Raw genomic sequence first — 15945 nt, forward strand, 5'->3', positions numbered from 1 at the left:
TTGAAGGTGCAAAATTCGTTGACGGCGTTAAACAAAATGGGGATCAAAAGCAGCAGGCCGCTTGATTCTCCATACACCAGATTTGACTATAGCTCGTTTCAGCCTCATAAACAGGGAGATTTGCGAGCCGCAATACTCAACCGCGCCAACAAATATTTCCGTACTGAGCACCACAACGTTAACGTCAACGAAATTATCGGGCATTGAATTTGATAATCCGACGATAGCTGCAACAATACAGGGAATCTTAAGCGATGCTGAAAACAGAACGCTCTGTACGTTAAACACACCGTCCAATCTGACCAATCTGGTTGTTCACACAGATATATGCCAGTCCGTGCGGCTGTCGGGTTTGCGTGCGCCTGACTTATTGGGCATCACAATCCCCCGCATTCGTGAGGCGACGCAGAGCCTGACAACCACAACGACAAACGCGGTCGTACCGGATTGTTTTTCAACCGATGCGGAAGCGATTTATGATCTGTTTACGCGAGAGAGCTGGATCAGGCAGGAGGACGGCAGCTTTACGCGCAATCCTTCAAATTCCACGCCGGGGCGTTTAATATTTCAGGTGAATTTTGAAAAACTTGACGCAGATTTGGACGCTCTTAGCGATCAGGGCACAAATACGCCACCACCAACGCCGCAAGACGGATTGGCGTTGACAAAAAACAGCGGTTGCCTGAACTGTCATAATGTTGATACCAGACTGGTTGGCCCGTCATTAAGGGATGTTGCAAAGCAATATGCAGGCCGGGCCGATGCTGTAGCGTATCTGAGTGATAAAATCCAGAACGGCAGTAACGGTGTTTGGGGCCCCGTTCCCATGCCGCCCAATGCCATGGTCAACGCAGAAAACGCCAGAATTCTCGCTGAATTTATTTTGTCACTCGAATAAACCCGGCTTCATTAAGCCGACATAAATAAATGTCGGCTTTTTCGACACCCGTTACATCCTTTCTTCCAACTTCGCTCTATACAATGCACCACCTCTGCCATAACGTGAATCAGGGGTTTGAGTCAAAAAGTAACAATTTATAGTGTCATAATTTTTAGTATGTCGGAACTTTAGACGCGGAAATGACTAATGAATTCCAAGTTGTTTAACGCCATACATCGATGGATTCTTATAAGCGTGGATATAACCCACAGCTGGTCTTAAAGAATTAAATACAAATAAAGAGCTGATAGTCTTATACGATAAGGAGGGTGTTTATTTGCTTCTTTTTAAGGTTTGTTTTCCTGCCATTTACTCAAGACCAATTTCGTAGTTCGATGATTCTTTCCTAGTAATCTTGATAACAATTCATAACTTTTGCGATATAAAGGTTCAGCAGCATCAAATTTTCCTTGAGCTTTGAAGTTTGCTGCAAGATTGTTGTAACAGTTCGCTATTCTGGGATGATTTTCACCGAAGACTCGCTGATTGATATCAAGGCCTTTGCGACACATATCTTCGGCCTCGTCATGTTTTTTCTGGATAATAAGAATCGCTCCCAGATTGCCGTAGCTGACCGCAGTCTCGGGGTGGTCTTCACCAAAGATACGTAGCCGGATTTCAAGAGCTTTACGACATAAAGGCTCAGACTGATCATATTTCTTTTGAACATGGAAAATTGATCCTAGAGCATTATACATTCCTGCTGTTAAAGGATGATTCTCGCCTAAAATTTGCAGACAGATTTCAAGGCTCTTGCGATAACAGAATTCAGCTTCGTCGTATTTTTCCTGAGCTTTAAGAATTGATCCCAGAGTGGAGTAACTGGTTATGGTAATGGAATTATTATCGCCAAGAAAACGTTGGCGGATTTCAAGACTTTTTCGACAAAAAGGCTCAGCATCACTATATCTATCCTGAGCAATGAGGTTCAATGCCAGATTGTGGCCGCATAATGCAGTAACCGGATGATCTTCACCGAAGGTGTGTTGAGAGATAGCAATGCTATTGCGATATAAAGATTCGGCTTCCTCATATTTAGCCTGGGCATCAAGAGTTGATGCCAGATTATTGTAGCCGGTCACGGTATTGGGATGGTTATCACCGAGAAAACACTGAGAAATATTAAGACTTTTGCGATAAAAAGCTTCAGCCTCTTTATATTTTCCCTGAGCTTTTAGATTGAAAGCCAGATTATTGTAATGATTCGCCGTCTTAGGATGATTTTCACCTAAGGCGTTCAGGTGAATACCAAGGCCCTTGCGATGCATGAGTTCAGCTTCTTCAAATTTTCCCTGAGCATCGAGGTTTGATGCCAAATTCATGAGGTTGGTACTAATAACTGGATCGGCATCATCAAAAAAAAGCTGACACAAATCAAAGCTTTTGCGAAGCAAAGGTTCGGCCTCAGTATATTTTCCCTGAGCATCGAGGTTTGACGCCAAATTATTATAACTAGCCGCAATATATGGATCACCTTCTTCGAGAACGTCCTGACGAATACTCAAAGCTTTGCGATAAAAAGTTTCAGCCTCAGTATATTTTCCTTGACCATCAAGAGATACAGCCAAATTGTTGTAACTATCCGCAGAATCAGAATGGATTTCACCGTATTTACTGATTGTAAGTTTCAGTGAATTATTTAAAAAATGCTGTGCTTGTGCATAATCAGCAACTCTTGCACCTAACAATCCAGCAGCTCTTAAAAATTCTGTATTGTCAGGTTGGCAATTGACTGCCTGTTTAAGTGCTATGTATGCTTCTATATATTTAAGTTTGAGTTCTTTAATTTTTCCTTGCTGAAAATAATATTCACCAAGCTTTTGCTGTTGCTTTTCAACCTCTTTAATGGTGTTTTCTACGATCTGGTCAACTTTGACTTCTGCTTCATCTATTCTTCCAGCTTCAATTAATAATTTTATTTCCTCGGTGACATAATCACTATTTAATAACTCTTCAATTCTTTTTTGCAATTCTGAAACTGTTGTCTCAAGCTCAGAAATTAGCATTTCTCGTCTCTTGATCTTATCTTCCAATTCTTTCCGAATTGGGTCTGGAAGTTGCGCTACTTCCTTACAAAAATAAGCAATTTGTTTTTCAGTTAGCTCAATGGCAATAGGTCGATTATTCTTGTACTGTTTCTCATCTCCCCGCGTAGATTCGTCGTTGATAATTGAATATTTTTTTAACTTTTCAATTTCTTCATTTAATCTTGTCTGTGCTTTCTCGATTAAAACCGGATCGTTTTGATTGCTTGGGGTGTTACTATCTAATCCTTCACTGTAGAGGATAGATATGACTCTAGCTTTAGTTATGATTTTGTCTTTATCTTTTTTTACAAAGGGTTGTTGGCAAAATGTAAGAAACTCAAGAAGAAGATCACGCTCTGTAAAATCACTATCTTTAATACATCTTATTTTTACTATGCCTTTAAAAAGCGCCTCCGCTCTAACTTGAGTAAAACCTTGCGCTGCTGGTAGCTTTCGAAAATCTTCGCTATATGCACCAATTTTTATGTCTCTCAATAGGGCTAAGAAATTATTCATTAACCCAGGGTGGTTGACTTCGAAAATTTCTCTTACAAAACCAATGAAATGATAGGCCTCCCAAGTATGTTCGAGGTTGTCAATACCTTTGCCAAACATTTCCATTGTATTGGCTTTTCCTTGCCTTCCCATTGCAGCGTAAATTGAATTTAGCAGGGCACTGTAATCGTGCGTAGCAATATCTTGCTCCATAAATAAATTGAAGAATTATTAATTGAGTGGACTTATAGATTAACAGAAAACAGTGGGTAATTGAGCTATGGCTGAAATGATGCGCATGTCTTCTCGCTTTAGTATTAGGAGCCTATGAGATGCTCTATTACTGAGAATAATGGCATATATGGAGAAGGTTAGAACATCAAATGGCATTATCTTGGGCGTTACAGGGTATACACTGGCGGAACGATTGAGCTTCGTCGAGCCTTCCTTGCGCATCAAGGTTTGATGCCAAGTTGTTGTAGGCGGTAGCGGTATCTGGGTGGTTTTTACCAAATCTATCGATGCTAAATTTTAATGCTTGGCTTAGAAACTGCTCGGCCTGTTCATAATCACCCACTTTCGTCCCTGATAATCCAGCAGCATTTAAGAATTCAATATTATCTGGATGACAGTTGACCGCCTGCTTAAAGGCTGCGTAAGCCTCGTTATCTTTAAGCTTTAGTTCTTTTATCAATCCTTGCTGGTAATAACATTCACCAAGTTTTATCTGCTTTTCTTTAACGGACGCAATGATCCGATCAATTTCGTCTTCCGTGTATTCCGTTCCAGCTTCTATTTTTGGTTCATTAACGTCCGACAAGCCGTTGAATGGCAAATGCATATCAGGATCGGATTGTTTATCAACCATTCCGCTAGACTTTCTTTCTTCATATTCTGCTTTATCTGGAAGGCATTCAATCTATTAATTATTAATCCATGTCTTTCTCTTATGTCAACAAAATAATCGAGATTATTTTGAGGCGGTACTGATCATTTAGATGCCTCAATCGTAGATTCGCCAAAATTCCCCGGATTTCGCCAAGTCGTTCGTCATATCTTTTTCTAAGTGTGAAAAAATTTTCAAAACTTTGGTAAAGACGCTCAAAAACGCTCTTAGTAACACGCCAGAGAAGTGCGGGATGGAGAGCAACTAACAATTAAAGGTAGGTGTATGAAACCATTCGAGACATTTTTGATTCCTGGTGAATTTGCACTCAGGTTTATTTTAAAGTTTTTACAAATCGATGTGGCAATTATTGATCCGGCATTATTCGTCGTTTTTGCCGGATTTTTAAGCTGGTTGATCTGGATGGCCATTATCAGGGGCATCTGGGCAATTACTCTAAGAATATTCGGCTTTGAGCAAAGGAGATACTAATGGACGCTTTCATTAGCGCTCTCTGGTTTCCTGGCGAATATATCGCAGAACAATCAGGATTTATGCCTGAAAGTCTTGCCTATTCAATGACCGTATATGGCGTAAACATCCCGCTCTATCTCTTTGCGCTTCGAACGATTGTGATACTGATCGCAAGGGCGACTGGTCTTTACCACCCGGATCAATATCACCTATGGCCTCGGTTGCCATGGCGAATAGTGGTAAAAGCGCTGGTTCATCTCATTATTTGGTTTGAGCGCACTTTCCGTTTGGGAAACCGTGCCACTGGTGGTTTTGCCAATGCGCTTGAAACACTCACACATTTGTATAAACCAGGTCATGTATTGCTGGGTAGAGCATTCGCCTGGGGTGTTGGACTACTTCAACCTATCGGGATCAAAGTTGAACGTCACCTGTTTATGTACGCCATGACCGGTGCCGGTAAGACGACCGCATTGATCACGATATTATCAACCTGGCGTAATAGCGCATTGTGCATTGATCCTAAAGCGCAAATCACAAATGCTCTTTCTGAACATGATTGGCGCACATGGTACGTTCTCGATCCTTACGGCATTTCAAAAGCAACAAGCGCTTGTTTTAACGCTCTTGATTGCATCAAAACTGCAATGATGCGTGAAGGGACAGAAATTGCCGTACTCTGGGCAATTCGTATTGCTCAGGCAATGATCATTACCCCAAGCACCTCAAGAACACCTTATTTCACAGATACAGCGCGGGGCTATCTTGTCGGCTTGATACTGCATGTCATCAGCTATCACCCGGAAAATGAGCATCACCTGCCTTACGTACGAAATTTGCTCATCAACGGTTATCGTGTATTTGACGGAGAAACCGGCAAAGAAAAAACCAAAGACGATGTAGCGCAACAAGTATTGTTGCGTTCCATGCTGAATAACAAAGCCTTTGGGGGAGCCATTGTCGGAGCTGCCGCCGCATTGGCCAGCGCCAGTGAAGACACTGGTGGCAATGTACGCTCCACCTTGCAGGAGCAAACCAAATGGCTTGATATTCCGGCTGTGCGCAAGATTTTATACAAAACAACCTTGCCGCTCAATGACCTAAAAATACGTGATGACATTGTTTTGTCACTGACAGCGCCAATTCTGTCTGTTCGCGAAGAACTGGCTCCGTTTTGCCGGTTGCTGACCAATATGACGGCTTATACCTTTGAGTACGAAAAAAAGAGGAATGGTCAGTGCTTAACCATCATAGATGAGCTTCCAAGTCAGGGACATAACGATACTTTTGAGGTCATGCTGGCTGTGGCACGAAGCTACGGCCAGACCGTACTGGGGATTTCACAAAATATCGAGTTAATGAAAAAAGTGTATCCCAAAACCTGGGCTACATTTTCCGGTGAAGCAGACGCCGTTTTCTGGATGGCTACCAACCACTATGACACAGCCGGACATTTATCACAGATTCTCGGTAAGAAATCTTATGTCAGAAGAGATCGTTACGCGGGCCATAAGCTCTATCGCGAGGTGTCCGTGATGGATACAGATCAGGTTAAGCGTTTCCTGACACCTAGCAGCAACAACCTCATTGTAACAAGAGCTGGCTTGCGTGCTCTTAAGCTTAAAAACGAGCCTTACTACAAGGCATTGCCTGTCTGGAAATATGCGACTGATCCTGAGCATAAGGAAACATTTCTTCGACGATTCACACGTGGTTTCTTTGATCATCATAGCAACGCCCCTGTAATTCCTAAGCAAACGGGTCAGGTCGGTACGGCTTCTGATAAGCCACCAGAAAATCCAGAAAACATCATTAATGAGCCGGAAATTGTGAATGAGAAAGCCATTTCGGTTCCTGAAAATTCTCAACCTAATGAAAGGAGGTAATCAATGGAAAAACTACCCTTTGAAAAAAATAGGCCGCAAGCGATTGAACGCATTGCCGATGCTGCTTCAAATCTGCTTATGCCACCATTAACACCATTACATCAAACATTTATGGATCAAAAATTAGGAGTTCAGGAAAAACGTTCTGAGCTTCTGAGAAAACAGGATGAATGTCGCAATGAAGGTTATGCGGCTGCTATGCGTCTCATGATGCCAAGTGCCGAGCAATTTCAGGCAACTCGCGGTTCATATCTTGAGCTTATTCACAAACAAAGAGGAAACAAAGATGAACAAATCAGATGAATTGTTTAGCGTCGAAGAGCTTATGCGCTTTCAAGCCGTATGCAAGAGCCATGTTGACGCCGCTGCAAAAGCGCCCTTGGTTATCTGCACGACAGTACTGGTAGGTCTTGTTCTCGCTGTTGTGGTTTATATCGAATGGGAAATCGTGTATCGCGTTTTCGATTACCTTGCCGGTGACACGAACGAGTATTGGTCTCCGACATTGATGGGCCTGACAGCCGCAATCATGATCATCGGTTTTCACCTATTACTGAAAACCAAAGCCGATAATTGGGCGGTAAAGATCGTCGAGAAAAGTGTCGAGTTTTTGATACCACTTTATTTGTGCGGTATAGGCCTATTAATCGCCGCTATTCTTTTTGCGGATGGCCTGAACAGCATGGTCGAAATGGAAATGCCGATCATGTTTGGCGCTATCCCAGAAGCCGCAGAGCAAGGGTGGGTGGAAACCTTCTTCGATCATGTGACCAATCCACTGGCTGTGCTTGCCTTTTCTATCGGCATTGGTGGATTGGCCATCGTGAATATTTTTGTTGCGCATAAATTGCTGACGATAATTATCACCAATCTGGAGGCTGTATTTGACCGGATTTCCCGCGCCAAGACCGCTATCAATGATCACAAGATTATTCTGCGCAAACAAAAAGAATATTCAGAGCTAGGTTCCGAATTAGGCGATTTGCTCATATGGGATGATCACTATATCCGCACGATTATAGCCAATGAAGTCATAAGCGCTATTTCCGATGCGTTGTTACCACATAAGAAATGGCTTCAAGATTCCCAATACTCAGCAGATTTTCGTTTCGAAACACATCAAAAAGCTGATCCCAAACAGATTGCGAAAGATATCGCAAAAATTGAGGCAATCCGTCACCAGGACATCCTCAACGCCATGAACCCTAAACTTTTGGAGAAAAAATCATGAAATATATTCCGATCATTTTATTTACAGTTTTCACAACATTATCTGCACAAGCGAAAACCCTGACGATTGGTATTGATTTGTCAGGTTCAAACCCGCTGCTATCCCATAGCAATTTTGCTCACATTGCTAGCCAATATGTCGCCGCTGAGATTAACAAATTGAAAAGTGGTGACATTGTACAGGTTAAAACTTTTGGTTCACGTGCGGAAGCACTGAACTTGCTTAACCCAACGTTTGAGATTTCACGACGGATGAATACAAAAAAAGTTGCTGGAGCTGTTTCTAAATATATTCAATCACTGCCTGAACAAAAGGACATAGATCAATCCAGTACAAATCTGTTGGCATGGCTGGAATTTACTTCCGGTTTCAACTGCGCTGATAACAGTCATATCCTTGTCATCACCGATGCGATTGAATCGTCTTCGTACGTTAACGGTAATTTATTTGTGCAAGGCAAGCAGAAACTTCCAAAACCGGATGTTGATTTAAGTGGATGTGCATTGACCTTCTATGGCCTGGGAGCCGGGTGGCAAGTGCAGCATGTGAGAACCATTCGAAACGAATGGACACGTTGGGCTGAGCAAGCGGGTGCTACATTTACCGCGATTATTCCTTAATTTTTTAAGAAAACCATCACCAGCCCTATGGCTGGTGAAAAATCATGTCATAAACCTAACCAAGAAATTGCACACAATGAAAAAAACAGTTCTTAAGATTTTGTTAATGCAAGAAATATATTATAGAAATAGCGCAATGTTTTTGCACGCTTCTATTTCGGCGATAACGATTTCGCCAAATGAAACAGTGGTTTTATTTCACTGATGTTTTTCCAGAAACCGCAAAAAATCAGTGTTTAATAAACTGCGTGGAGGATTTTCCGTTGACTGAGAAGCGACAATCCAGGAATGATAAAGGGTGGAAGTCTGCCCAAAAATCGAGTCATAATATTGACTCTAGGATTGTTGACGTTGTTCGTTTTCTTGCTCGTCGTTCAGCCGAACAAGATTACAAGCGCCATTTGATGAGTACCACGTCTTTAACGCAAAAGTCAGATACGGAGTCTTAAACATGCAAAAAGTTGCCATATACGCCAGGTATAGCAGTGATCTTCAAAGTGACGCTTCGATTGAAGATCAAATCCGCGTTTGCAGTATACGGGCCAAGCAAGAAGGCTGGGAAATTATCAACACCTATACCGATCACGGTATAAGCGGTGCAAGCCTCATGCGCCCTGGAATCCAAATGCTCATGCATGATGCCATGACAGGTAAGTTTGATGTCGTGTTGGCTGAAGGATTGGATCGCCTGAGTAGAGACCAACAGGATATTGCAGGCATTTATAAACGGTTCCAGTTTGCAGGAATAGCACTTCATACTCTATCTGATGGGGGCGAAGTCAGCGATATTCACATTGGGCTAAAGGGCACAATGAATGCCCTGTTTCTCAAGGACTTGGCCGCTAAAACCCATCGCGGTTTAAGTGGGCGTGTTGAGAAAGGTAAATCAGGCGGTGGCCTTTGCTATGGCTACCGCGTTATCAAGCGAATGGACAGCAATGGCGAAGCTATCCGTGGCGACCGGGAAATTGTAGAGGAAGAAGCAGAAATCATCCGGCAAATATTCCGGGACTATGCTGCCGGTATTTCTCCCAAGAAAATCGCTCATAAGCTGAATAAAAACGGTATTACATGTCCTTCGGGTAAAGCATGGGGCGCGAGCACAATCTATGGCAACAGAAGACGCGGTACGGGCATTATCAATAACGAACTTTATATTGGCCGGTTGGTTTGGAACCGGCAACGTTTCATAAAAGACCCTGATACTGGCAAACGCATTGCCAGACTTAACCCTGAAAAAGACTGGATCATTACGGAAGTGCCACATTTACGCATAATTGACCAGGATTTATGGGACAGTGCCAAAGCACGGCAGAAAGCATTGGATGCTGAACCGCAATTCTGGGCGAAACAACGCCCTCAGAACTTATTTTCCTATCTTCTAACGTGTGGTTGCTGTGGTGGCGGTATGAGCAAAGTATCCGCTGACCGATACGGCTGTTCAACTTCACGCAATAAGGGAACGTGTAGCAACAGGCTGACGATCAAACAGGAAAATCTGGAGCACACCATTCTGGAAGCGCTTCAGCATTATTTGATGACACCTGAATTGGTGAAGGTGTTCTGTGAAGAGTACACAAAACACATCAATGAGCTGCGCAGAACACGAAATGCAGCGATTGACCGTAGTAAAAAGGAATTAGCCAAGCTGGAAGTTGAGAAAGAAAAGCTCATTCAGGCCATCAAAGATGGCGTTCCAGGTTCGGAAGTTAAAGGGCCGATGCTCAATATTGTAGAGCGCCGCGAGGCATTAGAGCGCTTTCTGGATGGTAAAGAAGAGGCACCGGTACTGTTACATCCCAACATGTCTCAACGCTACCAGGAAGAGGTGAATGCGCTGCGCGAGTCACTCAATAGAACAGAAACAAGATCAGAGGCAGCCGAACTGCTCAGAGGCCTCATTGACAAAATTGTCCTTACGCCCAAAGCGGACGGGAAAGAATACGCTATTGATTTGCATGGCGACCTGGCTGGAATATTAACGGTTTCAGCAGGAAAGCAGCAAAGAATCAACGAAAACGATCCTTTGTTGCAGCAAGTCAAAATGATGACCGAATCAGGTGATCAAAAAATTGGTTGGCAGGACGATTCTTATGCTGGTGAAGAATCTTCTTCGGAAGGTAATTCGTCAGTTAAGAATAATGCTGTTTGCGAAAACAATGAAAAGCCCCGTAAATCAAGGCTTCCTGGTAATCCTCATAACCCCATGATTATGAGGCAGGATAAGCTGGTTGCGGGGGTAGGATTTGAACCTACGACCTTCGGGTTATGAGCCCGAATAATGTAGTATTTATTTGTGTTGAGCAGTATCTAATAAATTCAATAAAGATTAATAAACACAATAGGATGCACTTTATTCCGCTTTTCGTTGTGTTGATTGATATTCCGATATATACTTAATTCGTGGTGACATATTGGTGACATGAAATTAAGTATAGGCAATTGGCATGACAGAAAAAAAACTTATCGAATCTGCCGATAAGGTGACATTGACAAGTGTCAGAGTCGATAACCTTAAATGCCCTGAAGGTAAAACTAGGGTTTATCTTTGGGATAAAGAAACAAAAGGCTTCGGTATCATCGCTACCGCTGGCGGATCAAAATCCTTCATCTTCCAATCCAAGATACACGGCAAATCAGTCCGAATAACAATTGGCCACGTTAAAGTGTGGAGCATTCCAGATGCCAGATCTGAAGCTCGTCGATTTCAAGTTTTAATTGATAAGGGTATTGATCCGAGACAAGAAGCAGCGGAGAAAAGAAAAATAGCTGAATTTTCGAGATCAGAATCTAAACGTAAATCCATGCTGGTTAGTGAAGCTTGGAACGCGTATCTTTCTTACCAAAAAGACAAAATGCAACGCCGCCATATTGAGCGCGGCAAAAAATGGGGTGAGCGCCATTTAAGAGATCATGAAAACCTATCCCAGGTTGGTGGAGAAATAAAGAAGCGTGGTGGAGGAATCACGAAGCAGGGCGTATTGTTTCCATTGTTGCAAATGAAAATGGTCGAGATTAACGCAGTAGTTTTGAAAGGCTGGTTGAAGCAAGAAGCGCCAATTAGATCAAACAACGCCCGACAGGGTTTTGAGATGTTTCGTGCCTTTTGGCGATGGTGTGCAACATATCCAGAATATGCAAGTATCATTGATATTCAAGCGGTAGAAAGTAAGGAATTACGGGACGAGATACCCAGCCGCAAAAGTAAGAAATTTGATGTATTGCAAAGAGCGCATTTGCCAATATGGTTTAAAGCGGTTCGAGACATAAACAATCCTGCAATTTCAGCGTATCTACAAGGTTTGTTATTGCTTGGTTGTCGACGTGAAGAGCTGGCCTGGTTGCGTTGGGAAGATGTAGATTTTCAATGGAATAGTTTATGGATAAAGGACAAGGTTTATGAAGAAGGTCGTAAAATTCCATTGACACCTTATTTTTGTAGTTTAATAGCTGCATTGCCACGCCGTAATGAATGGGTATTTAGCAGCCCTACATCATCCAGTGGCCGCATAGTAGAGCCACGTATCCCCCATAATAGAGCTTTATCAATTGCCGGTTTACCATCTTTAACACTGCACGGATTGAGAAGAACTTTTGCAAGTTTGGCTGAGTGGGTGGAGATGCCGCGAGGTGTAATAGCGCAGATAATGGGACATGCGCCAAGTGCTACAGCCGAGCGTCATTATATAGATCGACCGCTTGAGTTATTGGCAGTATGGCATGGAAAATATGAAAAATGGATATTAGAACAAGCCGGAATTGAATACATAACGACTAAACAAGGGTTACACGCAGTAGCCGCCACCTGACGGAATCGGGCAAGTGCGGGGTTATCAGGTGACGCAACACCTAACACCCCTAACCACAATATAAACTAGAAAGGAGTTTAAATCATGGCTAAGACAAAGTATACAAAACAACTCAGAATACTGACAGCACCTCAAGCTGAAAAACAAAACTGTACCCAGACCAAAGCAAGAAAAGCAACAGTTATCAATTTAGACCATAAGCGTATCGAGGAAGAGTTTAAATGGATAAATGAATTCTTTGAGCTTAGGCTCACATCCACAGAAGATCAGCGAGAGGCAATTGCTAAGTACGTTGATATTATGAGCAGAAGACCAGAAAGCATGGATCAAGAGAGGTTTAGTAGACGATTGGATGAGTTATTGGAATACATAAGACGCACATAACATAACTGTTCACCACCTCTAGCCCGGCCAGGCGAAAAGCGGAAACCTTCACCGCCTGGGGTGGTATCTCCTGAAGGTGTGCTTGAAGGGGTGCGTAATAGTGAGACAGATATTTCAAGACCACGGTGAAATTGATCATGTCATCTATTTGATAGAGGAACAATGGAACGACACTCACCGCAACCAATATGAAATGCGTACTGCAAAATGTTTAGCAGATTTTTTGCGGGATGAGCTTTTAAGCAATGGCAATACCGAGCCAAGTGAGATAGTCGATGCAAATGAGATAGTGTTTTGGTATTTAGATAAAAGAGTATCACCAGACATGTGGCAATATGCGTTTGCAGATTGTCTTGCGTCCCTACTACTATATTTTTATGAGCCTGCGGGTATTACTGATGATGTATATGAAAGATTAGAAAGGAATAATCAAATAAATGATCTTCGCGAAAAGTGTGTAAAAGTACTACACGCTGATCTTGCGCGTATTAGCGCTGCAAAAATAAATCGAATGACGCCTTTTGCTGAAACTGGGCGCAAGACAATATTAGGCGGCAAATTAGGGCATGAAAAAGTTTACGGCGATCAAGCTAGTAAAGACGCAGAGCGTAAGCTATGGCAAGAATGGGTAAATGAAGAAATAGAACAGAATCCGAATCTTTCATTCGAGAAGATTAAAAAAAATGTAGAAAAAAAGAAACCAGTATCAGTGCATCAACTTAAACGACATACACAAGACCCCAGAAAAAAAACTTAGTGCAGTACTCCCACTGCACAAACTTTAATGTTTATTCTGAAACCATCTCAACACCGCCTAATGGCAAAGGATGGTTCAAAATGCAAACAGCTTCAAATCAAGAGTTCCCACAAATCGAGCATGTCACACGCTCACACATCCCAACCGAACAAGCTTCGTACTACCTAAACAGAAAACCTCAGACGCTCAGAACCTGGGCATGTTTTGAGAATGGACTGATTCGACCTGTCAGAATAAATGGCCGATTAGCCTGGCCGGTCAAGGAAATCAAGAAAATACTTGGTGTGGAGGTGTAACCATGCCTACAAACAGAAACGCCAGCGGGCAGGCTGGCGCAAGTGTATCTCAAAACTATCTACCACAAGATTATATCATTGCGCAGCAATTCCGCCAAGAAATGGAATCCTATGGGATTAAGTTTTCTGGTGAGATCATACCCGATGGGAATATTCACCGGTTTTATATAGAAGGCCACAAGCGGGGCACACTGAACGGGGCCTATACATTTCACCTTGATGGATGTCCCGCTGGTTGGTTTATGGACCATACACGCGGCATATCGCAGACATGGCGATTCAGGAGCGGCTCGAAAATTTCCGCTTATGATCCGATTAAAATTGCCGAAGCTAGACAGCGGCGCGAAGCGGAACGGTTGCAAGCACACGAAAAATCAGCGGAGAAGGCCGCTTATATCAATCAATTCGCTGTGCCAGCTATTAATCATCCATATCTGACGGCAAAGCGGATACAGTCGCATGGAACGCTGATATATAAGGATAAGCTTATCGTTCCGATCTATAACGAGTCTGACCGCTTGGTTAATCTGCAATTTATCGAGGCCGATGGAACAAAACGCTTTTTATCCGGCGGACGTAAGCGCGGTTGTTTTTACACTATTGGCGATCTGACGCACACAGTATTGATATGCGAAGGTTTCGCAACCGGCGCAAGTTTGCACGAGGACACCAGCCAACGAGTTGTTATCGCATTTGACGCGGGCAATCTTTTACCGGTGGCGCGGAATATTCGCGAATTGTCACCAGATAGCGAAATAATCATTTGTGCAGATAACGACATTTCCGGTGTTGGGCAGGCAAAAGCTACCGAGGCAGCATTATCAATCGGTGCAAAGGTTTTGACACCGCCAACACCTGGCACTGATTGGAACGACGTTATAACCGGGGGTGTGTCATGAGTATTTTGGACATGGCGAAGGCACCGGACTGCGAACCACCTGAAGAGAAATTCGACCTATCAAAATTCAATGTGACCAATATGGTAGATGAAATGAAAAAACAAATGCGCGATGATGTTTTTGTTTTAGACGGTGTCGCACTACAAGGCCAGGCGACGGCGCTGTACGCGAAACCGAATACCGGTAAGACGCTACTTACTATAAAAATGTTAACTGACAGCGTAGAAGCCGGGCGAATCGATGGGCAGAACGTTTACTACGTCAATGCTGACGACTCATTCAAAGGGGCAGTGACGAAGGGTGAAATATTCAAAAATCATAACATAAACATGTTGGTACCGGGTTTCAATGACTTCGATCCGAAAAACTTCACGCGGCACATGGATCAAATGGTCATAGACAATACCGCCAATGGCACGATTATCGTGCTCGATACGCTTAAAAAATTTACAAACCTGATGAATAAAGACGGATGTTCAAATTTTATGGCGGTGGCGCGGCGCTTTGTCACTGGCGGCGGAACGCTGATTTTATTGGCACACACCAACAAGCGGCGGGATGATGACAAGCGGCTGGTGGCTGGCGGGACTTCGGATGTTATTGATGATGCGGACTGCGCTTACCTGATCGACAGCAACACGCCAAAACAGGATGACACGGAAAAGGTGGTGGTATTCGAAAACATTAAAAACCGTGGAAATGTTGAACGTGAACTCTGCTTTACTTACTCAATCGAGCAACGTCCATATGGCTACTTATTGGATTCGGTGTCAAGGCGATCAGGTGCAGACATGAGCAATGCAAAGGCAGAAGCCGAGGCAGCAAAGCAATTTGAAAAAGACGAAGCCGCCATTGATGCCATTGCGGAAGTTTTATCAAACGGAGCGAAGCCGAAGACGGAGCTAATCAGGGACGCCAATCAAAGCAGTGGGATATCACAAGCGGTACTGCGAAAAGTGCTAGAGCGATACACGGGCACAGCAAAGAAGAAGCGTAGCGTGTGGGGCGTGACCATTAGCGAACACAACACCAAGACTTATTACCTACTTTCTAACGCGGCGACGGCGGAAGACTACGTTAACGCCAAAGAAGGATATTAGCCTAGCGTGGCTGCTGTTCTGGTGAAAAACTGTGGTGTATGTGAAAAACTGAAAATCTAAAAATCTAAATAAACTAATAAAACTAAAGAAACTGTAAAAACTGTGAAAACTAAGACCACATGCGGCTTTCAGATGTGCGTC

15 protein-coding genes are annotated in these 15945 nt (G+C 43.2%); 13 read left to right on the forward strand and 2 right to left on the reverse strand.

The window, feature by feature from the left end:
- Positions 1–61: 61 nt before the first annotated feature.
- A complete protein-coding gene (locus tag BMX44_RS17325; RefSeq protein ID WP_245738957.1) occupies positions 62–898 on the forward strand; it encodes a c-type cytochrome in 837 nt (278 codons plus the stop codon).
- A 329-nt stretch (positions 899–1227) separates the two neighbouring features.
- Here the strand turns inward: BMX44_RS17325 and BMX44_RS14605 are convergent, their stop codons facing one another.
- Positions 1228–3675, reverse strand: a complete 2448-nt coding sequence (locus BMX44_RS14605; RefSeq protein ID WP_090634398.1) for a tetratricopeptide repeat protein — start codon at positions 3673–3675, stop codon at positions 1228–1230.
- Between the two features lie 166 nt (positions 3676–3841).
- Complete coding sequence (locus BMX44_RS14610; protein WP_090634400.1) at positions 3842–4330, reverse strand: tetratricopeptide repeat protein; 489 nt, start codon at positions 4328–4330, stop codon at positions 3842–3844.
- A gap of 303 nt (positions 4331–4633) precedes the next feature.
- Between BMX44_RS14610 and BMX44_RS14615 the strand changes: the two genes are divergently transcribed.
- The 12 genes from BMX44_RS14615 (at position 4634) to BMX44_RS14675 (ending at position 15804) form a co-directional block, all read left to right on the forward strand.
- Positions 4634–4840 carry a hypothetical protein gene (locus BMX44_RS14615; RefSeq protein ID WP_090634402.1) on the forward strand — a complete coding sequence of 69 codons (207 nt, stop codon included), beginning with the start codon at positions 4634–4636 and terminating at the stop codon, positions 4838–4840.
- Complete coding sequence (locus tag BMX44_RS14620) at positions 4840–6708, forward strand: type IV secretory system conjugative DNA transfer family protein (RefSeq protein ID WP_090634404.1); 1869 nt, start codon at positions 4840–4842, stop codon at positions 6706–6708. Before BMX44_RS14615 ends, BMX44_RS14620 begins: the two co-directional genes overlap by 1 nt.
- 3 nt (positions 6709–6711) lie before the next feature.
- Positions 6712–7011: a hypothetical protein gene (locus BMX44_RS14625; RefSeq protein WP_090634406.1), complete on the forward strand. Its 300-nt coding sequence runs from the start codon at positions 6712–6714 to the stop codon at positions 7009–7011.
- Positions 6995–7939 carry a hypothetical protein gene (locus BMX44_RS14630; RefSeq protein ID WP_090634408.1) on the forward strand — a complete coding sequence of 315 codons (945 nt, stop codon included), beginning with the start codon at positions 6995–6997 and terminating at the stop codon, positions 7937–7939. The genes BMX44_RS14625 and BMX44_RS14630 overlap by 17 nt, the downstream gene beginning before the upstream one ends.
- Positions 7936–8559, forward strand: coding sequence for a hypothetical protein (locus tag BMX44_RS14635; protein ID WP_090634410.1), 624 nt, complete (start codon positions 7936–7938; stop codon positions 8557–8559). Before BMX44_RS14630 ends, BMX44_RS14635 begins: the two co-directional genes overlap by 4 nt.
- A 451-nt stretch (positions 8560–9010) precedes the next feature.
- On the forward strand, positions 9011–10831 hold the full coding sequence (locus BMX44_RS14645; RefSeq protein ID WP_090634413.1) for a recombinase family protein: 1821 nt from the start codon (positions 9011–9013) through the stop codon (positions 10829–10831).
- Positions 10832–11006: 175 nt separating this feature from the next.
- Complete coding sequence (locus BMX44_RS14650) at positions 11007–12368, forward strand: tyrosine-type recombinase/integrase (protein ID WP_090634415.1); 1362 nt, start codon at positions 11007–11009, stop codon at positions 12366–12368.
- An 84-nt stretch (positions 12369–12452) separates the two neighbouring features.
- On the forward strand, positions 12453–12752 hold the full coding sequence (locus BMX44_RS14655; RefSeq protein ID WP_090634417.1) for a hypothetical protein: 300 nt from the start codon (positions 12453–12455) through the stop codon (positions 12750–12752).
- Positions 12753–12852: 100 nt separating this feature from the next.
- On the forward strand, positions 12853–13509 hold the full coding sequence (locus BMX44_RS14660; RefSeq protein ID WP_143056964.1) for a hypothetical protein: 657 nt from the start codon (positions 12853–12855) through the stop codon (positions 13507–13509).
- Between the two features lie 80 nt (positions 13510–13589).
- Positions 13590–13805 (forward strand): hypothetical protein, encoded by a 216-nt coding sequence (locus tag BMX44_RS14665; protein ID WP_090634420.1) that lies wholly within the window; start codon positions 13590–13592, stop codon positions 13803–13805.
- Positions 13806–13807: 2 nt separating this feature from the next.
- Positions 13808–14704, forward strand: coding sequence for a toprim domain-containing protein (locus tag BMX44_RS14670; protein ID WP_090634421.1), 897 nt, complete (start codon positions 13808–13810; stop codon positions 14702–14704).
- Positions 14701–15804 carry a P-loop NTPase family protein gene (locus BMX44_RS14675; protein WP_090634423.1) on the forward strand — a complete coding sequence of 368 codons (1104 nt, stop codon included), beginning with the start codon at positions 14701–14703 and terminating at the stop codon, positions 15802–15804. Before BMX44_RS14670 ends, BMX44_RS14675 begins: the two co-directional genes overlap by 4 nt.
- Positions 15805–15945 lie beyond the last annotated feature (141 nt).

Source organism: Nitrosomonas marina (assembly GCF_900110145.1).
Lineage (GTDB): Bacteria > Pseudomonadota > Gammaproteobacteria > Burkholderiales > Nitrosomonadaceae > Nitrosomonas > Nitrosomonas marina.